The sequence below is a fragment of the Borrelia duttonii Ly genome (assembly GCF_000019685.1).
Lineage (GTDB): Bacteria > Spirochaetota > Spirochaetia > Borreliales > Borreliaceae > Borrelia > Borrelia duttonii.
Genome location: NC_011229.1, coordinates 824,942 through 844,527, shown reverse-complemented (window position 1 = coordinate 844,527; position 19,586 = coordinate 824,942). Strand labels below are relative to the sequence as shown.

Genomic DNA, 19,586 nt, shown 5'->3' with positions numbered 1-19,586 from the left:
GCTACTTAATGTTACGATAGACATCCAAAGAATCATCTAAAATAACTCTTTTAGCTTTAAAAACTCCTTTATCATAAATTTCAATATAATTAAACTTCTTAGAGTCATTAATTTTTTTATAAACTGAAGTCAAATCCCCAAAAGAATAATTTCTAATTTCAACAACATCATGCTCATTAAAAATCTTTTTAGATATCAAAGCTTGTCGGATATCAAAAGAAGAAACTTGCTTTGGACTTAAATTTAACATATTAGGAACAAAAATTTCTGGAACATCGGCTATCAAAAAATTATTAATACCTACATAATCAAAACTATAACTAAAATTATCAAAAATTTCATAACGAAAAGAATCCAAAGCAAAAATATAAACGGCTTTCTTATTTGGGTACTTAACCTCAATCATACTAACATAAGGATAAATAGAATAATAAACATTATAACCAAATAAAACATTTTCATAACGAATAGGAATTTTATTTTCAAAATAAACCTTATTCAGATATTTTTCATCTAAATTTAAATTTGAAGTATAATTCGCTATTTTGGAAAAAAAATTCACTAAAACACCATTTTTAAATACTGCAACATCATTCTTATCATCTACAAAATATACACCTGATAAGTTTTTATAATAATTTAAAAATTCTTCTCGTATATTAGGATCACCCAAAAGATCATAAAACATTTTATAGTCACGAAGCGTACTTGGCGGCTTTTCTTTTAAAAAAACATAGGCCTCATCAGGTGTTAAAAGACGATATTTAAGCAAATACATACTCTGAACACCATTTATTTGTTTGCTTTTATTCTTAAGAAAAGTAAACAAAGCAACAGCATTAGGTTCATTTAATGTTGTATTTTTAAAAATAAAATCAATATTTTCGCTTTTAAAAAAAGAATCTCCCTTTAACTTAAGCTTATTAAAAAGACTTGCAAAAAATTTATCTTCCTTTAAAAACCATTTAAAAAACCTTATATCATCACTATACACAGAAAAAGCACTTTTTAATACTTTATCAAAAGTACCACTAAAATCTCCAAGCCTACTAGACGCCTCAAGTCTCATATAAATCAAGTCTTTATCATTTTTTAAATCACTATCCAACTTATCATAAATGTCAATAATTTCTTTATTCTTATAAACATCCTCATTTTGATCCAAAATTAATGAAAAATATTGAAAGTATAAATCCAAGGGTTTTACAAGTACAAAATTATTAATCTCTATAGCTGATTTTAATAAATAAATTCTATCTAACAATGAAATATCATTCCTCAATGACAGCTCATAAAGAGAATCGGAGTTTTTTAAATTAAATTCAAGAGAACCATAAAGCATATCAAGTCCTCTTTGAGTACCATTAAAACTTTTAGATTCAAGCAAAAGAATTTTAGATATATCTTCGTCTCTCTTATTTAAATTGGCATTTAAATTTACAAAAATTAAAAACAATAATACAATTTTTAAGACAACCACAAAGACTCCTTAAAAACTTGTTTTATCTATCAATTGTCTCTTCTTGCTTAGACTGCTTTAAACTTAGTTCATAATCACTCTCAATTAATTCAAAACCTAAAAGTTCTCTCACTTCATTATCTGTTAAAGTTTCTCTTGTAATCAAGGCCTCTGCAAGTTTTACTAACTGATCCTTATGCTTAATTAAAATATCTGATGCCTCTTTTAAACACCCTTCAAGAATTTTCTTAACTTCTCTATCTACTCTATCAGCAGTATTTTCAGAATATGCTTTTGATTTAGAAAATTCTTTTGGAAGAAAAATTGGAGCTTCATCATCTACCAAAAATATAGGACCTACATCCTCTCCCATACCCCATTCTGTAACCATTTTCTTTGCCAAATTAGTAGCTTGCATTAAATCATTCTGAACACCAGCTGTAGTAAAACCTAAATTAATCTGCTCACTAGCATAACCACCATAACATATTTTAATTTTATCAAGAATTTGATTCTTATTGATTGAAAGTCTATCTTCTTTAGGAAGAGAAAAAGCAACACCAAGAGCTCTACCTCTAGGAATAATAGTAACTTTATGTAAAGGATCAGCATGCTCAAGATAATAATGAAGCAAAGCATGACCAGCTTCATGATAAGCTGTTTCAAGTTTTTGCCTATCAGTAATAGTCATAGATTTTTTAGCAACTCCCATAAGTATTTTATCCCGAGCTTCTTCCAAATCATGCATCAAAATTTCAGATTGATTATTTCTAGCAGCAATCAAAGCACCTTCATTAATTAAATTTGCAAGATCAGCACCACTAACACCAGGGGTAGCTCTTGCTATTACTCTTAAGTCGATCTCTTTTGCAAGCTTAGTCTTCTGAGCATGTATATTTAATATTGCTTCTCTCTCCTTAATATCAGGCAAAGTAACTGCTACTTGCCTATCAAATCTACCTGGTCTTAACAAAGCAGAATCAAGAACATCAGGTCTATTTGTAGCTGCCATCACTATTACATTAGTATATGTCCCAAAACCATCCATCTCAACTAATAATTGATTAAGAGTCTGTTCTCTCTCATCATGACCACCACCAAGTCCAGCTCCACGACTTCTCCCAACAGCATCAAGTTCATCAATAAAAATTATACAAGGAGCATTTTTTCTTGCATTATCAAAAAGATCTCTAACACGACTTGCCCCAACCCCTACAAACATCTCAACAAAATCAGAACCCGACATATGGAAAAAATTTACTCCTGCTTCCCCAGCAACAGCCTTGGCAAGCAAAGTCTTTCCTGTTCCAGGAGATCCAACCAAAAGAACACCTTTAGGAATTCTGGCACCAATTTTTTCAAATTTTTTAGGATATTTAAGAAATTCAACTACTTCACCAAGTTCTTGTTTTGCTTCTTCTTGCCCAGCAACATCTTTAAAAGTAACTTTATTCTTTCCTGCTTCATATTTTTGAGCATTGCTTTTTCCAAATGAAAAAACTTTTCCACCACCACCTTGAGTTTGACGAAAAATAAAGAAAAAGAAAACAAAAAATAATATCCAAGGTAAAGTTTGAAGTAAAACGCCAATTAAAGACGATTGACTCTTTCCAGAACTTACCTCTACTCGCTTGGCTTTAAGCTCCGCAAGTAAATTAATATCAAAATAAGGAATACTAGTAGAGAAATAAGACTTTCCTAAATTAGAATTTTTGACAATAAACTGAATTTGACTCTTATCAATAATCACAACTGATTCAATCAAACCACTATCTAAATAAGTCTGAAATGTACTATAAGGAACGTTTTTATAATTTTCTCCACCACGCATAAAATAAGACATGAATATTGCTAAAACTAAGAAAACAACAACAAGTCCCAAAATCCAATTCTTATTTTTCTTTTTATTATTAGATTTACCATTATTATTCAAATTATTATTGTTAATATTCATTCCTTTAAAAATCCTCCGAACAAAGATATACTAATTTTTTTAAGAATATTCTTATCACTCCACATTAAGTTTAAAGTATTTAAATCAATAATTCCAATTATCTTATCATTTAATACTAACAACATTAAATAAAGTGGATTATATCTTACAAACTTAGAAAAGAACTTCTTTGATTGTAACTTTTTTTTAAAAAATTTATGCCTAAACTCATAAGAACAACATCTCAATGTTAGTATAGAATCATCTTCACACTCCAAACATTCTAACAAAATCTTACCTAAAGATAAACTATGATATTCATTAACTCTTAATAAAAAATCAAAAGGTCTACGCATTTCTTCAGATCTCCTAAAAATAAGATTAACCTTATCTCTACGTTTCTCCAAACAAAAATCATCATTCTTAAGTAAAATATTACTCCTTTTATTATCAAGACTCACTCTAAAAATCTCACTTAAAGACCCGTATGACAAATTTGTCACAATTTTTTCTAAATTTAAAATTTTAAAAACACTTCTAAAAACCAAATATTTTGGCAAATTAAAAAAAACCATAGCATCAAAAGAATAATAATAATTACCTTTAATAAAGGGAAGAAAATCTTCTCTATCAAAATAGTTTGTAAGTTCCCTTGAAAAATCAGATATTCTCTTTAATCCTTTTTCATATCCTTTAAAAATTTTTTTAATAACAGGAACAAGATTATTTCTAACTTTATTTCTTAAATACAAATCTTCATGATTAGTACTATCAATAGAATAAACAATATTATTAACAGATAAAAATTTTTCAATCTCTTCTCTTGACACTTCAAGCAAAGGCCTAATAATGAAATTATTAATAACTGGAATACCAACAAATCCATCCAAAAATGAACCTTGAAAAAATCTCATTATTAAAGTCTCAAATTGATCATTTTTATTATGAGCAAGAGCAACATAACTAGCATTATTTTCATTAAGAGCTTCTAATAAAGCATTATATCGATATTTTCTGGCCAATTCTTCAATAGAAATACCCAATTGCTTCGCTTTTATTTTAATATCAACATCACATTTCTTTATCTGACAAACGATATCATACAAATTACAAAATTTCTTAACATGTTCTATTTCTAAATCTTGTTCACTTTTTGACCTTATATAATGAGCAAAATAAAAAGCAACAATATTATTATTTAAATATTTTTTTAAATTCAATAACAAAACAGTAGAATCTGGACCTCCAGAAAAGGCAACAATTACTTTCTCTTTAGTCAATAAATTTCTTTTATAAAAATCTTCTATTCTTGTTATTATATTATCCCAAACCATCAAAAACTACTAGAATTAATAGTTGCAATTTTATGCTCAAAACTAAATTCATCTATACCCAATATTTCTTCACTTAAGAAATTAAATACATTTTTAACACGAACAAGTTCACTATCATTAAATTTTGAAAGAACAAAATCTTTAAGAGCAAAAGCACTATTATTTCCAACCCCAATATAGAGTCTACCATACTTAGTACTCCCAAGACTCTCAGAAATAGAACGAAGCCCATTATGAGTAGAAGCACCCCCTACCTTTCTAAGTCTACACTTTCCCAAAGGTAAATCAACATTATCAACCACAACCAATAAATTATTTATTTTCATATAAAACTTAGAAAAAACAAAAGGAAAAATATTACCACTCAAGTTCATATAAGTTAAAGGTTTAATTAAAACTATTCGCCTAGAATCAATATTAAAATCTGCATATTCATAGTTTTTGGCTTTTCTTAATGAAAGAGCATTTTTCATAACTAACTTATCTATCAATCCAAAACCAACATTATGTCTAGTATGCAAAAAATTAGACCCAGGATTACCTAGGCCAACTATTAATAAATTCATATTTTTTATTTTACAAATAAAACCGCCAAATTTTCATCTGTTTCAGAAAGTTTTACATTATCAGAAAGCACAATATCTTTCAAAGTTATTTGATCCCCCTTTTTAACAGGAGTTAAATCTACTTCAACAAACTCCGGCAAATTCAAAGGCAGAGCCTTCACTTTAACTGTATTACGGAGTACACTTAAGGTACCACCTTCCTTAACACCAACAGAAGCTCCTATAAATTTAATTGATATATCCCTTTCAATTTCCCTAGTTCTATCAACTTCATAAAAATCAATATGATAAATAAATTTCTTTGTAAGATTTTCACTAACATCTTTAATGAAAACACATTTTTCAACCATACCGTCATTTAAAAGCAAAACAGTATTATCTGTAAATTTAGCAAATTTTTTATCAAATTCATTACTATTGATCTTTATATGCAAAACATCACTTTCTTTACCATAAACAACAGCTGGTATTTCGGACTTTGCCCGTAAAATACGAGCACATGATGAACCAAATTTAGAGCGACCCTCATACTTTAAAATCCTACTACTATACACAACAAAACTCCTAATATAAATACTGGGACGGAAGGATTCGAACCCTCGAATGCCTGGACCAAAACCAGGTGACTTACCACTTGTCCACGTCCCAAATACTTAACAACTAATTATCCACAAGTCAAAAGGATACAAAATACAATAAACTTTGTCAATAATATTATCTAGACTAATTCAAGTTCAAAATTTGAAGGGTTTTCTTTGACATATTCTTTAAAAATAGCACTTTGCAAAATTTCTCTAAAACTTTGATTAATAGGATGAACAATATCTTTATATTCTCCAATTTTAGTTCTCCTATTAGGCATAACAATAAACACGCCTTTTTGCCCTCTAATAACTCTGATATTATGTAAAACTAAGCAATCATCAAAAGTAACTGTAACATATGCTAATAGCTTAGAACTGGAATCTTTATTATCAACTCTCCTAATTCTTACATTTGTAATATTCACTTCTAGGCCTCCCTAAAATACATGTTTTAAATCTAGAATATTTTTAATTTTTTGTAAATAATTCTTGTGATATTTTTATTTTTTTTAATTAATAACTCTCAAGAATAAATAACTTCTCCCTTATCCCATATTTTTTCAAGTTCATAATATTCTCTAGAATTTTTACTCATTAAATGTATAACTAGACCCCCACAAGAAATAACCGTCCAATCAAAAAGGAAACCTTTACCCTGAAGACAACAATTTAAATTTCTCTCATTAAAAAAAGCTATTAATTTTTCAGTATACAAAACTTCCATCTGTTTAAATGACGAAAATGAAACAATAATAAAAAAATCAGCCCAATTGCAAACAGAACTAACATTAATGCCCAAAACGTCAATACCACCAAAATCAGATATAATTTTACATAACTTCTTAATATCATCGACTCTTAACATATCTTCCATCAAAATCATCTCCCAAAATTATTACAACATCAGGACCCATATCAGAGATATCAAGTCCCAAAATATCCATATGAAACTCAGAGATTGGCTTGATATTTCTCGCTCTAATAACATCTCCAGCCTTAATAGCAATCTCCAAATTATCAGAATTATTTATAATCAGAGTATTAGAATAATTATGCTTATCTGCATTTCCAAATCTTATAACCTTAAATTTTAAAGATTTAAAAATATCTGCTACATTCCTTGCAAGCCCAGCAGTTTGTGTGCCATTTAAAATAATAATCTTAATTACATCTTCGGTTTTAGTTCCATCTATTAAAATCCTATTCAAATTTTCTATTGATTCCTTAAGAACTGCTCCCCCATAATAAGGAAAAATAACTTTTATTAAATTATCATCATCATCTTTAAATGTTTCCTCTTGACCCTTAATATTAAAAAAAATAAGCTTCTCATCATTTATTTTATAATTGGAAAGAATATATTTAAATACAGTTTCAGAAAGATTAGTATCTAACATAACATACATTTTAGAAAAATAATCATATTCTTCTTGAAAATTAGCAAATTGTGCTAAAATTTTTTTAAAAAATTCTTTATAAAATTCAAATCGCTCATCATAAGAAGCAATATCTCTGAAATAACTTAAATAATCATAAACTTTATCACCATCAAAAATAGAATTACCAGAAGGTATTAATATAGAGTGTACCAAATTGTATACCTTAACAGGATTTCTAACAAGAAATCGAACTCCACCAAGATAATCAACAAACCTCACAAAATTATCTTTTTTAAAACGAATATAATAATCAGGTTCATGATTCAATTGTTTAGATACTTTAACTAAAAATTCAGTAAAATTATTTTTTTTATACAAAGCCTCAAACCACGAAATATTTCCTTTAAAATCTTCATAACCTGTATAAATAGGAATATCCAAAAATCCAACATTTCCTGTCTTTATGTTAATAAAAACTTCTTGCATACTTAAAAGATTTTCATTATCATCTTCTACAAGAAATAAAAAGCTAATATTGCTTTTGGTATTTAGTTCAAAATATATTTGCTCTCTTTTAGAAATATCAACAAAAAAAATTACAATACCAAGAATTATTAAAATGATTAGAACTAAAAAAAATAATTCTCTCCTCAATTACATACCTTTAACATACAAATTATTATTTTTAATATATCTCAAAACATCAAAGGGAAGCAAATAATCTACAGGTAATCCTTGTTCAATTCTATTTCTAATCTCTGAAGACGAAATAGGAAATACCCTATTATCAACATAAATATGTTTAAATCGACTACTCAATCTCTTGCTATAAATTCTATGAACAACTACAAGATTAACAGATTCAACTATTTTTTCCGGATTTTTCCATGAATCAAAAGTTTCAAAAAGATCATCTCCAATAATCAAATATATATCATCATTAGCATATTTATTTCTAATACAAGCAATAGTATCAATAGTATAAGTTACCCCCCCATGTATCACATCGCATTCATCAACAAACATATTATCTTCATATTGTACCGCCAATTTAAGCATTGTCACTCTATCTGTAACACTAATATCCTCAACACATTTATGAACAGGTTTATGAGTAGGAATAAATAAGATCTTATCAACATTTAAAAAATGCTCTATTTCTTTTGCCAAAAACATATGTCCAATATGAACAGGATTATAAGTACCACCCAATATTGCTATTCGCATCAATCTCCCCTATTATAAATTTAATTCATCAATTAAACAAACTAAAACCTGCATAATACTGATCTGTACTTTCTAAAAAACAAAATAAACACCTTCAAATTTTTACTAAAGAAAAAAATTCACTAACAAGTTCATTTATTCCGATATTATCATAAATAGAAATTCCTAGCACCCTCTCTTCAGACAAAATACTTTTTAACTGATTAAAATTTTCTGTTGCACCCTCTAAATCAAGTTTACTAGCAACAATTATGCGCTTTTTTTTCAAAAGTCCAATATCATATACTCTAAGTTCATTAATAAGAATATCATAAGCACTCATAAAATCATCACTAGAAACATCAATCAAGAAAACCAAAATTTGAGTCTTAGAAATATGCCTTAAAAATTCAAAACCAAGACCTATACCTTTACTTGCTCCCTCAATTATTCCAGGTAGATCAGCAATAATCAAATCATTATAAGAAACTCTTACAACACCAAAATGTGGAATTTTAGTTGTAAAAGGATAATTTGCAACTCTTGATCGTGAAGCAGTTATTTTAGAGATAAGAGAAGATTTACCTGCATTAGGAAGCCCAACAAGTCCAATATCAGCTATTAATGACAATTCAAGGCGTAAATTTAAAGTAAGCCCAGATTCTCCTGGTTGAGCAAATCTTGGTGTTCGTTTTGTAGAACTTTTAAAATTCACATTTCCAAGACCACCTCTTCCACCTTTCAAAACAACAACTTCATCATCAAAATTTTTAAGCTCAAATAACATACAATTAGAATCAGCATCATAAATGCTAGTATTTGGAGGAACAAAAATAATCAAATCTGACCCAGCAGCTCCACTTTTCTTTAAACCCATTCCAGATTTTCCATTACTAGCACTAAGTTTTTGGCCATTTCTATAAAGAGACAAAGTTTTAAGATTTGACTTCACTTTAAAGATTACATCCCCACCTCTTCCTCCATCACCTCCATCAGGACCTCCTTTAGCCTTAAATTTTTCACGCAAAAAAGAAACACATCCTGCACCCCCATTCCCTGAAGAGACAATCAAATTTAAAGAATCTTTAAATAGATGCAAATCAACCTCAATTGTAATAATATTAAATAAAATTAAATAAGTAATGATATTAAATAATATTTATATATTTTCGACCTTTGGAAGTTTTAAATTCTACTATACCATCTTTCAGAGCAAATATTGTATGATCTCTACCAAGACCAGAATTTTTACCTTTATGAAATTTTGTACCTCTTTGTCTTATAATTATTTCCCCGGCTCTTACAAATTGTCCACCACTTCTCTTAACACCAAGCCTTTTAGATATAGAATCTCTTCCATTCTTAGAACTACCACCACTTTTACTTGTTGCCATTAGTTTCCTCCAAAATTAATTTAATATCATAAGGATATTCAAAACACAAATCCTTTATACCGTGTATTAAAAATTTACTATGATAAAAAAGACTCTCCTTATTCAAAGCTCCAAAAGAAGCTCGAAATTCCAAATAGCCTTTTAAAGAATTATCCACAATAAAGTCCTCTCTCTCATAATCAAGAATACTAAAAAAAGTTCTTAAAATAAAAGAAAAAGAGGAACAAACTACATTAATATAACCATTACTCTTAGCATGTCCATTAGCTAAAATATAAATAATTATATCATTATGGGTTCTTATCAAAAGATTAATCACTAATTAACAAATTATATCATCAACTAAAACATAAGAATAAGATTGACGATGCCCAACCTTTCGCTCGCTTTCCTTTCTTCTTCTGTATCTATAAGAAACAACCTTCTTATCTTTCTTATCTTCTAGATAAGTACATTTTACACAAGAACCTAAAACATAAGGCTTTCCTATTTTTAGATCCTCATCTTTTTTTACAAGCATTACACTATTGAATTCCAATTGATCACCACTATTTGCCACAATTCTATCTACCCTTAACATTTCTCCCTTTACAGCCTTGTATTGCTTACCTTTTATCTCTACTAACGCATACATTACAATCACCTCTCAATATTCAGCTAAACATTATAATTTTAATAAAATTTAAAGTCAATTATTTAAATTTAAATCATATTAATTAATAATTAATATTTATTACATGAATAATACAAAATTATTTATTAAATAAATTACTAAGGATATCTAACAAGAGAATTCACATTATACTCTCCCAAAATATCTCTACCTCTTATTGATACAAGCTCAATAAAACAAAATATATCAGATATCACTCCACCCGCTCTCTCAAGCAACCTAACAGCTGCCCTTATAGTACCTCCAGTAGCTAAAATATCATCAACCAACAAAATCTTTGTGTGCTGTTTAATATCATCCTTATGTATTTCAATACTACCCAATCCATATTCAAGTTCATACTCTTCTCGTAAGACTTGACGTGGAAGCTTTCCTCCTTTACGAATCAACAAAAGAGGTAAATTCATCTTTAAAGCCAAAGGAGCACCTATTAAATATCCTCTTGATTCAATAGCAGCAATGCAATCAATTTCTTTTGACGAATAAAGGGCATGTGCATCTTCCAGTAAAGACTTATAAGCTTCTGCTTGAAGCAAAACATTTGAAATATCATAAAAAAGTATACCTTCTTTTGGAAAATTAGGCACTTTCATGATAAACCTATCATAATATCCCATTTTATCTATCATCAAATTTTCCATTAATATCAAAAATATCAAATATTTATTCTTCTACAACAGGAGGATTTGGCACTATACCATCTACATCCAAATTAGGAATTTCATTTTTTTTAGCTCGTGTCCAAACTTTACTCCTACCAAAAACCCATACTTTACCCTTAGTAACAAGATTTCCGGTTTTTGGATCTACTCTCATTTCAGAAGTATAAATCTTGCCATTATTAGGATCAATAATTTTACCCTTATCCCATTTTGAAGAAGACTTAAAATACTTAAGACCCCACATAAAATCAAGTCCCTCAGTACTTAAATGTTCAAAACCTACAACCTTATAACCAGAAGGGTTGTTAATATCATGTATTTTGCCATCCTTAATTACATTTAAAATCCTACCATAAACCTTATCATTATACTTATAAACATAAATCACAGAATTTTTAGCATTGGTCTTATCATCATAGCCAACCCAATATCCCAAAACTTCACTACCATCCTCTTTTTTATTCTCAGATTCTGCAAATAAAAAAAATGCAAACCAGAATAAAAAAACAATTTTTAATATATTTTTACTCATACAAACTCCTAAAACTAACATTACAAAAAACACTTTAAACATTTCATAATAAAAAAGAATTATACATTTATTTTATATCTTTTGCAAAAGATACCTTATATACATAATTATACAAAGTCAATCATTTAACAACAATTAACATCTCAATTTTTCTGGATAATACCCACATAAAATACAAACAAGTATCATAAACCAATATTTTTGAACTTAAAAATATTGACTTTTATGATAACATATTTATAATTGTAAAAAGAAGTAATAAGGATTTATATGGTAAGAGGAATTTATACAGCTGCCAGTGGAATGATAGCACAAAGACATAGGTTAGAAGTTATTGCCAATAACTTAGCAAATATTGACCTTACAGGATATAAAAAAGATTTATCTGTTCAAAAAGCCTTTCCTGAAATGCTAATTAGACGAACTAATGATGATGGTCTTTATAAATTTCCTAAAGGATATCTAGAAACAGCACCTGTTGTCGGGAAGCTTGGAACAGGAGTTGAAGAAAACGAAATATACACATCCTTTGAACAAGGTCCACTAAAAATAACTGGAAATCCTCTTGACTTGGCATTAACTGAAGAAGGCTTTTTTGTTGTACAAACCCCTGAAGGAGAAAGATATACACGAAATGGATCTTTTACACTTGGACGAGAAGGCATACTTATTACAAAAGATGGATATCCTGTTATTGGAGAGAAAGGATACATACACATAAAAGATAATAATTTCAAAATAACAGAACAAGGACAGATATTTCACAATTCAACATTCGAAAGCAATCCCAAAAGGCTTGTAAGTGAAAGTGAAAATTCATGGGAAAATTATGAACTACTAGACAATTTAAAAATTGTCAATTTTGAAAAAGCAAGATTTTTAAAAAAACAAGGAAGTTCCCTATGGTACAGCACAGAAATATCTGGACAAGCTAAAAATATTCCCATAAATTCAAGACCTAAAATTGAATCAGGAGTTTTAGAGTGTTCAAATGTAAATGCAATTAATGAAATGGTTTCAATGATTACAGTTAACAGAGTTTATGAAGCAAATCAAAAAACAATACAAACTGAAGATACACTTCTTGGCAAATTAATCAACGAAATTGGAAAATTTTAAAGGAGTATATATATATGATGAGAGCACTCTGGACATCAGCCAGTGGAATGAAAGCACAACAATATAATGTAGACACAATTGCTAATAATCTTTCAAACGTAAACACTATTGGTTTTAAAAAAATAAGAGCTGAATTTGAAGATTTAATATACCAAACACAAAGAAGAGCAGGAACGCCTGCAACTGAAAACACAGTAACTCCTCTGGGCAATCAAGTTGGACATGGAACAAAAGTATCAGCAACACACAGATTGTTTGAACAAGGAAATCTGCAAGTTACCAATTTAAATACTGATGTTGCAATTGAAGGTGACGGATTTTATAAGGTTCTCTTATCAGATGGCACTTATGGATATACCAGAGATGGTTCATTTAAAATAGACGCAAATGGAAACTTAGTAACAAATCAAGGATATATATTATTACCAGAAATATCATTCCCTGAAGAATACATCAAAAACTCTATTGCAATCTCTCAAGAAGGAATAATATCTGTAAAAGTTAACGAAGGTCTTGAACCAATTGAGCTTGGACAAATAGAAATCGCAAGATTTGTAAATCCAGCAGGGCTAAATGCAATTGGTAACAATATATTTAAAGAAACAATAGGATCGGGAGAGGAAATATCAGGAATTCCAGGAAGCAATGGAATGGGCAAACTTAAACAAGGAATGCTTGAAATGTCAAACGTAGCAATCGCAGAAGAAATGGTGACAATGATAGTTGCACAAAGGGCTTATGAAATAAACTCAAAAGCAATCCATACTTCAGACAATATGCTAGGAATCGCTAATAATTTAAAGAAACAGTGACAACACTCAAAAGTAGGCTTATATTTTACTTACTTACAATAAATTTATCATACATAAAAGCTTATGATACCTGCTTTAAAATGTCTCCCAACAAAGTATACTTTTTTTCAAAAGAATATTCAAAAATATGCAATGGAAATAATTTATCCCAAATTTATGTAAGTCCACATTTCAAAAAAAAACAAATAATATATTATATGATTAGTCATATAACTAAAACTCTTGAAAATAAAAATATATACATATTGCAATTCAGTTTCGATGAATCAGAAATCAATATCCAAAATCAATCAGCAATCAATATAAAATTTAAAATAACAAATCAAACATCATATAAAAATATACCTATACAAAAAATCATAATTTATTATGCAAAACAATTTGAAGACTATAAAAAACATAACAAAATAAATATATACATAGACATCATAGAACCAATTGTATTTGCAAAAACAACTTTAAAGACAGGACAAAATTTAAACGAACATAACGTTTACTTTAAATACCAAATAAACACAACAAGCAACAACGAAAACTTAAATTTAAATGCATTACATCAAAACAAATATATTGTATTACAAAATATAATGAAAAATGAAAAAATCAAGCTAAACAAAATACAAAAGCAACAATAATACACTTATATAAAAAGTATCATTTTCAATTTTGTTAGTTAATTTCACATACAAGCAACAAAATTTTTTCTTCAAGTATCATTTTTCATTTCAATTTACATAAACAAAAAAAGCCAAATAAAACACACAAGACTAAACAATTGAAATAATATTAAAATAAAGGTAAACTATATTGCCATACAAAGGAACAAAATCATGAAAAAATTGATAATGTTAATTATATTAAATTTAAGCTCATTTGCACAAGAAAATCAAGTTAAAAATTTTTCTAACCAAAATAATGCTGACAAACAAATAAACGAACACACAAAACTAAAAAATATTTCTGAAATACAACCTGCTAATTCGCAAATATTAACAGGAATTGGAATAGTAGCAGGACTTACTGATAAAGGAGATTCAATTAAAGAAAAGGAAATTTTAAATCAAATTTTAAACAAAATTGGTATTAACGAAATAGATCTAACCAAAACAGGAAGCAAAAATATAGCATTAGTAAATGTAGCAATCAAAATAAATGGAAATATGATTAAAGGTGCAACTCATAACGTTTACATAGCATCTATGCTAGATGCAAAAGATTTAACAAACGGAATGCTTTTAAAAACAGAATTTAAAGATAAAGAAGGAAAGTTATTAGCAACTGCATCAGGACCAATAATAATCAATGATAAATCAAAAGGTACAGGATACATATTAAATGGAGCAACAATACATGAGAATCAGAACTATACAACTTACAATATAATTTTAAAAAACAAAGATTATTCTCTAATAAATTTAATAAGTCAAAATCTAACAAAAAACAACATAAAAAATAATATAAAATCAGGAAATATTATAGAAATTGAAGTTGATGACATTAGACTAATAAGTAAAATTGAGAAAATAGAAATAAAAACTATGCCTAAAGTTTTAATCAATGAACAAAATAAAATAATTATGGCAAGCACACATGCAGAAATAGGACCCCTAGTATTATCAATTGAAAGAAAAGAAGAAGACTTATTTAGTAACAAAACAAATAAAAATATAAAAATAGAAATACAAAAGATGAAATTAAATGAATTCATATCAAATAATTCAACTAAGCTTAATAACAAAGAATTAATACAAATAATTAAAAGAGCAAATAAAATTTCTAAACTATACGGAGAATTAATTTTAGAGGAATAAATATGATAAATAAAATCAATTCACAACATATAAAAACACAAAATCAAATAAAAATATTAAAAGAAAAAGTAGGAGAAATAAATCAAAGCAAAAATGACAATAAACTTTATGAAGCTGCTCTAGAATTTGAAGCAATATTTATAAATCAAATGCTCAAGAGTATGAAAAATACTTTAAATAAAGAAAATAATTTAATTAATGGAGGACAAACAGAAGAAATTTTTGAAGACATGATTTATTCAGAAAGAGCAAAACAAATAGCCAAATCCAAAAATTTTAGGCTTGCTGATGTAATCTACAATCAAATTAAAATAACAAATAATCTTAGAAAATAATTAATATTTAATAAAAATATCAATTATTTTCTAAGTTGGCATGATTTTTGCATCACATCAAAAAGGGAGAAGGATGTTGATACACAAAATTTAAAAGATGGGAGAAGTAGTGTGAATATATTTAGCAATGAAGATTTAAATATATATCTAAAATCTGTAAGAGAACATAGACTTATAACTCACGAAGAAGAAATCGAACTTGCAAAACAGATAAAACTAGGAAGCTTAAAAGCAAAAAACCAAATGATAAATGCCAACTTACGTTTAGTTCTCAAAATAATTAAAAGATATGCTGGTAAAGGATTAAAAATAGAAGATCTAATACAAGAAGGAAATTTAGGTTTAATTAGAGCTGCAGAAAAATATGATCCGAGTAAAAATACCAAATTTTCAACTTATGCTTCATTTTGGATTAAACAATCTCTTCAAAGGGCATTAAACACAAAAACAAGACTTGTAAAAGTACCATACAGAAAAGAAAATTTAATACTTCAAATCAATAAATATCTAATGGAAGAAGAAAAATCACCCAAAAAAGAAGACATAATGGAAAGATTTAACTTGACAACTGCTCAATATGTAAAGATTATTCCTTACCTTGAAAAAGAATATTCTCTAGATAAAAAGATTGAAGGATCAGAAAATTCCACGCTACTAAATCTCTATGAAGATAATTCTTTTAATCCTGAGAGTACTCTTGAACAAAATTCAACATTAAAGCATCTAAACTATATACTAGAAACTAAACTAAATGAAAAAGAAAGATATATAATCAAGAAAAGATACAATTTGGACAATAGTGATAAAAAAAGCACATTAAAAGATATTTCTACAGAACTTGGAATATCTTCAGAAACTGTAAGACAGATCGAAAAAAGAGTACTAAAAAAACTCAGAGAAGAACTTTATCAATAAATATTGACTTAGTCACATATTTAAATATAATAAGAATTTCTGAGAATGAATATTCAAAATATTTATGTTTTTATTAAAAGACATAAGTTACAAATTAAAGTATTGTTTATCATAATTACATCTTTTGCATCAATAAGTATATTGTTTTCTAGTTTTGTATATCTAAAATCCAATAACAATAAAATTAATTTAAAGTTAAAAGATAAATTGGCAAAACTTAAAAGACACAATTTAACAAAAACAAAACAAAAATTAAAACTCAACAATTCAAAGCCAGAATTTTATCTTATAATTGATGACGTTGGATACGATGAATTTATGTTAGACGAATTTATAAAAATTAATCTAAACATTAATTTTTCAATTATTCCCTTTTTACCAAAATCAATGGAATTTTATAACAAACTACAAAATAAAAACAAAATTATAATGATTCATTTCCCAATGCAATCAAAACATAAAAATTCAATAGAAAAATTTCATATCAATATCAATGATGATGAAATCACTATAAGAACAAAAATTGAAACAACATTCAATACATATCCAAATGCAAAGATAATGAATAATCATATGGGAAGTCTTATTACCTCAAATGAAAACATTATGAAAATCATGTTAATAAAACTTAAAGAAAAAAATAAATATTTCTTTGACAGTCTAACTACTAAAGACAGCATATCTATACAAACTGGTAAAAGCATTGGAATCTTGGTAGAACAAAGAGATATATTCCTTGATAATAGAGATAATGAAAAATCTGTAATTAAAGCACTTGAACGAGCAAAACAAATAGCTAGAACAAAAGGAATTGTCAAAGTAATAGGACACATTTGGTCAAAAAACACCCTTAAAATACTTCAACAAGAATCAGAAAACTTAAAGAAAGAATTTGTATTTAAAAATTTAATAAACCTTTATCAAAGAGAGGAAAACAATGAAGGTACTTGGAATAGAAAGCTCATGTGATGATTGTTGTGCAGCTATAGTAGAAAATGGCAACACAATTTTAAGCAATATCAAACTTAGTCAAAAAGAACATAAAAAATATTATGGAATAGTACCAGAAATTGCCTCAAGACTACATACAGAATTTATTATGTATGTTTGTCAACAAGCCATAATAAGTGCTCAAATAAATATATCTGAAATAGATTTAATAGCAGTTACATCTCAACCTGGGCTTATTGGCTCTTTAATTGTTGGTGTAAACTTTGCCAAAGGACTGTCCATTGCCCTCAAAAAACCTCTAATTTGTATTGATCACATTCTAGGACATCTTTATGCACCCTTGCTGAATCACACAATAGAATATCCATTTCTATCATTAGTATTAAGTGGAGGTCACACAATACTTGCCAAACAAAATAATTTTGATGATATTGAAATACTTGGAAGAACACTCGATGATGCTTGTGGAGAAGCATTTGACAAAATAGCAAAACATTATAAGATGGGATTTCCTGGTGGCCCAAATATAGAAAAATTGGCTATAGACGGAAATCAATATGCATTTAATTTTCCAATTACAATTTTTGACAAAAAAGAAAATAGATATGACTTCTCATATTCGGGCCTCAAAACAGCATGCATACATCAACTTGAAAAATTTAAAAACAACAATGCCCAAATAACAAATAACAATATTGCTGCCAGTTTTCAAAGAGCAGCTTTTGAAAATTTAATAATTCCAATAAAAAGAGCAATAAAGGATACTAACATAAAAAAATTAATAATATCTGGAGGAGTAGCAAGCAACCTTTATTTAAGAGAAAAAATTAAAAACCTTGAAATAGAAACATACTATCCCCCAATCGACCTTTGTACAGACAACGCAGCAATGATTGCAGGAATTGGATATCTTATGTATTTAAAATATGGAGCAAGTTCCATTGAAACTAATGCAAACTCAAGAATAGAAAATTATAAATATACAAAAGGAGTAAAATTATGAAACGAGTATTAGCCATGCATGATATTTCAACCATAGGTAAAGCATCACTTACAATATGCATACCAGTAATATCATCATTTAATATTCAAGTTTGTCCACTAGTAACTGCCGTTCTCTCTGCAACAACAAATTACAAAGAATTCGAAATAATAGATTTAACAAATAAATTAAAAAAGTTTATACTATCCTGGAAAAATCAAAATGAAAATTTTGATATATTTTATAGTGGATTTCTTGGCAACAACAAACAACACAAAATAATAGAACAAATTCTAAAACTATTTAAATTTAAAAAAATAATAATTGATCCTGTTTTTGCAGACAATAACATGCTCTACCCTACTTTTGATTACAAAATAGTAAGTGGTTTTAGAGAAATAATAAAACATGCAGACATAATAACACCAAATATCACAGAATTAAAAATGTTAGCAAAAACTGAAAAAATTAGAAATAAAGATGAAATAATAAAAGCAACATCAAATCTTGAAATAAAAGGAACAATCATAGTTACAAGCATAGAAAAAGACAATCTCATAGGAACCGCTGCTTACAATACAAAAACAAAAGAATATTCGGAATTTTTTTTAGAAAAATTAGAACAAAATTTTAGTGGAACAGGAGACCTATTTACAAGCTTACTAATAGGATATCTTGAAACATATGAAATAGAATACGCATTAAAACAAGCAACTAAAGTCACTCACTCAATAATAAAACATTCTACTCTAAACAATAATTCGACAAAAAAAGACATTCAAATTGAATTTTTTTTAAAAAATAATTTTTAACATATTGCAATAATAAAAACCATTTATTTTAGTCTAATAAATGATTTATTATTTAAAAGAAAAAATGCAATATTTGCATTAAAATACATTATTAAATTAAAATAAAAAATATAGGAATTTAAACAAT

24 protein-coding genes and 1 tRNA gene are annotated in these 19,586 nt (G+C 27.6%); 9 read left to right on the top strand and 16 right to left on the bottom strand.

Going from position 1 to position 19,586, the window contains the following annotated elements; genetic code table 11:
* Position 1: 1 nt before the first annotated feature.
* The 16 genes from BDU_RS03970 to BDU_RS03895 all read right to left on the bottom strand — a co-directional run bounded on the left by BDU_RS03970 (position 2) and on the right by BDU_RS03895 (position 11,722).
* Complete coding sequence (locus BDU_RS03970; RefSeq protein WP_012538527.1) at positions 2 to 1,480, bottom strand: hypothetical protein; 1,479 nt, start codon at positions 1,478 to 1,480, stop codon at positions 2 to 4.
* A gap of 22 nt (positions 1,481 to 1,502) precedes the next feature.
* The gene (gene ftsH / locus BDU_RS03965; protein WP_012538526.1) at positions 1,503 to 3,413 is read right to left on the bottom strand and encodes an ATP-dependent zinc metalloprotease FtsH; all 1,911 of its coding nucleotides are present in this window, start codon (positions 3,411 to 3,413) and stop codon (positions 1,503 to 1,505) included.
* On the bottom strand, positions 3,410 to 4,726 hold the full coding sequence (gene tilS / locus BDU_RS03960) for a tRNA lysidine(34) synthetase TilS (protein ID WP_041177754.1): 1,317 nt from the start codon (positions 4,724 to 4,726) through the stop codon (positions 3,410 to 3,412). The genes ftsH and tilS overlap by 4 nt, the downstream gene beginning before the upstream one ends.
* A complete protein-coding gene (gene pth, locus BDU_RS03955; protein WP_012538524.1) occupies positions 4,726 to 5,292 on the bottom strand; it encodes an aminoacyl-tRNA hydrolase in 567 nt (188 codons plus the stop codon). Before pth ends, tilS begins: the two co-directional genes overlap by 1 nt.
* Positions 5,293 to 5,297: 5 nt before the next feature.
* Positions 5,298 to 5,846 (bottom strand): 50S ribosomal protein L25/general stress protein Ctc, encoded by a 549-nt coding sequence (locus BDU_RS03950; protein WP_012538523.1) that lies wholly within the window; start codon positions 5,844 to 5,846, stop codon positions 5,298 to 5,300.
* A 22-nt stretch (positions 5,847 to 5,868) separates the two neighbouring features.
* Positions 5,869 to 5,940, bottom strand: a tRNA-Gln gene (locus BDU_RS03945).
* Between the two features lie 70 nt (positions 5,941 to 6,010).
* Complete coding sequence (gene spoVG / locus BDU_RS03940) at positions 6,011 to 6,301, bottom strand: septation regulator SpoVG (protein ID WP_012538522.1); 291 nt, start codon at positions 6,299 to 6,301, stop codon at positions 6,011 to 6,013.
* Between the two features lie 98 nt (positions 6,302 to 6,399).
* Positions 6,400 to 6,750: a ribosome silencing factor gene (rsfS, locus tag BDU_RS03935; RefSeq protein WP_038366626.1), complete on the bottom strand. Its 351-nt coding sequence runs from the start codon at positions 6,748 to 6,750 to the stop codon at positions 6,400 to 6,402.
* Entirely contained in the window at positions 6,725 to 7,909 is a 1,185-nt protein-coding gene (locus BDU_RS03930; protein WP_012538520.1) for an LCP family protein, read from the bottom strand. Before BDU_RS03930 ends, rsfS begins: the two co-directional genes overlap by 26 nt.
* Positions 7,910 to 8,482 carry a nicotinate (nicotinamide) nucleotide adenylyltransferase gene (nadD, locus tag BDU_RS03925; protein WP_041177753.1) on the bottom strand — a complete coding sequence of 191 codons (573 nt, stop codon included), beginning with the start codon at positions 8,480 to 8,482 and terminating at the stop codon, positions 7,910 to 7,912.
* Between the two features lie 94 nt (positions 8,483 to 8,576).
* Positions 8,577 to 9,560, bottom strand: coding sequence for a GTPase ObgE (obgE, locus tag BDU_RS03920; protein ID WP_012538518.1), 984 nt, complete (start codon positions 9,558 to 9,560; stop codon positions 8,577 to 8,579).
* 49 nt (positions 9,561 to 9,609) lie between these two features.
* On the bottom strand, positions 9,610 to 9,855 hold the full coding sequence (rpmA, locus tag BDU_RS03915; protein ID WP_012538517.1) for a 50S ribosomal protein L27: 246 nt from the start codon (positions 9,853 to 9,855) through the stop codon (positions 9,610 to 9,612).
* Positions 9,842 to 10,174, bottom strand: coding sequence for a ribosomal-processing cysteine protease Prp (locus BDU_RS03910; RefSeq protein WP_012538516.1), 333 nt, complete (start codon positions 10,172 to 10,174; stop codon positions 9,842 to 9,844). The genes rpmA and BDU_RS03910 overlap by 14 nt, the downstream gene beginning before the upstream one ends.
* A 3-nt stretch (positions 10,175 to 10,177) precedes the next feature.
* Positions 10,178 to 10,489: a 50S ribosomal protein L21 gene (gene rplU / locus BDU_RS03905; RefSeq protein ID WP_038366622.1), complete on the bottom strand. Its 312-nt coding sequence runs from the start codon at positions 10,487 to 10,489 to the stop codon at positions 10,178 to 10,180.
* Between the two features lie 137 nt (positions 10,490 to 10,626).
* Positions 10,627 to 11,157, bottom strand: coding sequence for an adenine phosphoribosyltransferase (locus BDU_RS03900; protein WP_041177752.1), 531 nt, complete (start codon positions 11,155 to 11,157; stop codon positions 10,627 to 10,629).
* A 34-nt stretch (positions 11,158 to 11,191) separates the two neighbouring features.
* On the bottom strand, positions 11,192 to 11,722 hold the full coding sequence (locus BDU_RS03895) for a DUF2147 domain-containing protein (RefSeq protein WP_041177751.1): 531 nt from the start codon (positions 11,720 to 11,722) through the stop codon (positions 11,192 to 11,194).
* A 270-nt stretch (positions 11,723 to 11,992) separates the two neighbouring features.
* On the opposite strand from BDU_RS03895, the gene flgF reads away from it, so the two are divergent.
* From flgF to BDU_RS03850, 9 genes are all read left to right on the top strand, one after another.
* Positions 11,993 to 12,841: a flagellar basal-body rod protein FlgF gene (gene flgF, locus BDU_RS03890; RefSeq protein WP_012538512.1), complete on the top strand. Its 849-nt coding sequence runs from the start codon at positions 11,993 to 11,995 to the stop codon at positions 12,839 to 12,841.
* Between the two features lie 14 nt (positions 12,842 to 12,855).
* A complete protein-coding gene (gene flgG / locus BDU_RS03885) occupies positions 12,856 to 13,653 on the top strand; it encodes a flagellar basal-body rod protein FlgG (protein ID WP_012538511.1) in 798 nt (265 codons plus the stop codon).
* A complete protein-coding gene (locus tag BDU_RS03880; protein WP_012538510.1) occupies positions 13,650 to 14,288 on the top strand; it encodes a hypothetical protein in 639 nt (212 codons plus the stop codon). Before flgG ends, BDU_RS03880 begins: the two co-directional genes overlap by 4 nt.
* 195 nt (positions 14,289 to 14,483) lie before the next feature.
* A complete protein-coding gene (locus BDU_RS03875) occupies positions 14,484 to 15,464 on the top strand; it encodes a flagellar basal body P-ring protein FlgI (protein ID WP_012538509.1) in 981 nt (326 codons plus the stop codon).
* Positions 15,465 to 15,466: 2 nt separating this feature from the next.
* Positions 15,467 to 15,799 (top strand): rod-binding protein, encoded by a 333-nt coding sequence (locus tag BDU_RS03870; protein WP_012538508.1) that lies wholly within the window; start codon positions 15,467 to 15,469, stop codon positions 15,797 to 15,799.
* Positions 15,800 to 15,910: 111 nt separating this feature from the next.
* Complete coding sequence (locus tag BDU_RS03865) at positions 15,911 to 16,714, top strand: sigma-70 family RNA polymerase sigma factor (RefSeq protein ID WP_012538507.1); 804 nt, start codon at positions 15,911 to 15,913, stop codon at positions 16,712 to 16,714.
* A 45-nt stretch (positions 16,715 to 16,759) separates the two neighbouring features.
* Positions 16,760 to 17,683: a divergent polysaccharide deacetylase family protein gene (locus BDU_RS03860; RefSeq protein WP_012538506.1), complete on the top strand. Its 924-nt coding sequence runs from the start codon at positions 16,760 to 16,762 to the stop codon at positions 17,681 to 17,683.
* Positions 17,652 to 18,668, top strand: coding sequence for a tRNA (adenosine(37)-N6)-threonylcarbamoyltransferase complex transferase subunit TsaD (gene tsaD / locus BDU_RS03855; RefSeq protein WP_012538505.1), 1,017 nt, complete (start codon positions 17,652 to 17,654; stop codon positions 18,666 to 18,668). Before BDU_RS03860 ends, tsaD begins: the two co-directional genes overlap by 32 nt.
* Positions 18,665 to 19,459: a PfkB family carbohydrate kinase gene (locus tag BDU_RS03850; protein ID WP_012538504.1), complete on the top strand. Its 795-nt coding sequence runs from the start codon at positions 18,665 to 18,667 to the stop codon at positions 19,457 to 19,459. The genes tsaD and BDU_RS03850 overlap by 4 nt, the downstream gene beginning before the upstream one ends.
* Positions 19,460 to 19,586: the final 127 nt, after the last annotated feature.

Excerpts from the sequence above, each read along its gene's own strand:
- ftsH (WP_012538526.1), bottom strand. The coding sequence starts at position 3,413 with ATGAATATTAACAATAATAATTTGAATAATAATGGTAAATCTAATAAT.
- tilS (WP_041177754.1), bottom strand. The coding sequence starts at position 4,726 with ATGGTTTGGGATAATATAATAACAAGAATAGAAGATTTTTATAAAAGA.
- pth (WP_012538524.1), bottom strand. The coding sequence starts at position 5,292 with ATGAATTTATTAATAGTTGGCCTAGGTAATCCTGGGTCTAATTTTTTG.
- rsfS (WP_038366626.1), bottom strand. The coding sequence starts at position 6,750 with ATGGAAGATATGTTAAGAGTCGATGATATTAAGAAGTTATGTAAAATT.
- nadD (WP_041177753.1), bottom strand. The coding sequence starts at position 8,482 with ATGCGAATAGCAATATTGGGTGGTACTTATAATCCTGTTCATATTGGA.
- rpmA (WP_012538517.1), bottom strand. The coding sequence starts at position 9,855 with ATGGCAACAAGTAAAAGTGGTGGTAGTTCTAAGAATGGAAGAGATTCT.
- rplU (WP_038366622.1), bottom strand. The coding sequence starts at position 10,489 with ATGTATGCGTTAGTAGAGATAAAAGGTAAGCAATACAAGGCTGTAAAG.
- BDU_RS03900 (WP_041177752.1), bottom strand. The coding sequence starts at position 11,157 with ATGATAGATAAAATGGGATATTATGATAGGTTTATCATGAAAGTGCCT.
- BDU_RS03895 (WP_041177751.1), bottom strand. The coding sequence starts at position 11,722 with ATGAGTAAAAATATATTAAAAATTGTTTTTTTATTCTGGTTTGCATTT.
- flgF (WP_012538512.1), top strand. The coding sequence starts at position 11,993 with ATGGTAAGAGGAATTTATACAGCTGCCAGTGGAATGATAGCACAAAGA.
- flgG (WP_012538511.1), top strand. The coding sequence starts at position 12,856 with ATGATGAGAGCACTCTGGACATCAGCCAGTGGAATGAAAGCACAACAA.
- BDU_RS03875 (WP_012538509.1), top strand. The coding sequence starts at position 14,484 with ATGAAAAAATTGATAATGTTAATTATATTAAATTTAAGCTCATTTGCA.
- BDU_RS03870 (WP_012538508.1), top strand. The coding sequence starts at position 15,467 with ATGATAAATAAAATCAATTCACAACATATAAAAACACAAAATCAAATA.
- BDU_RS03860 (WP_012538506.1), top strand. The coding sequence starts at position 16,760 with ATGAATATTCAAAATATTTATGTTTTTATTAAAAGACATAAGTTACAA.
- tsaD (WP_012538505.1), top strand. The coding sequence starts at position 17,652 with ATGAAGGTACTTGGAATAGAAAGCTCATGTGATGATTGTTGTGCAGCT.
- BDU_RS03850 (WP_012538504.1), top strand. The coding sequence starts at position 18,665 with ATGAAACGAGTATTAGCCATGCATGATATTTCAACCATAGGTAAAGCA.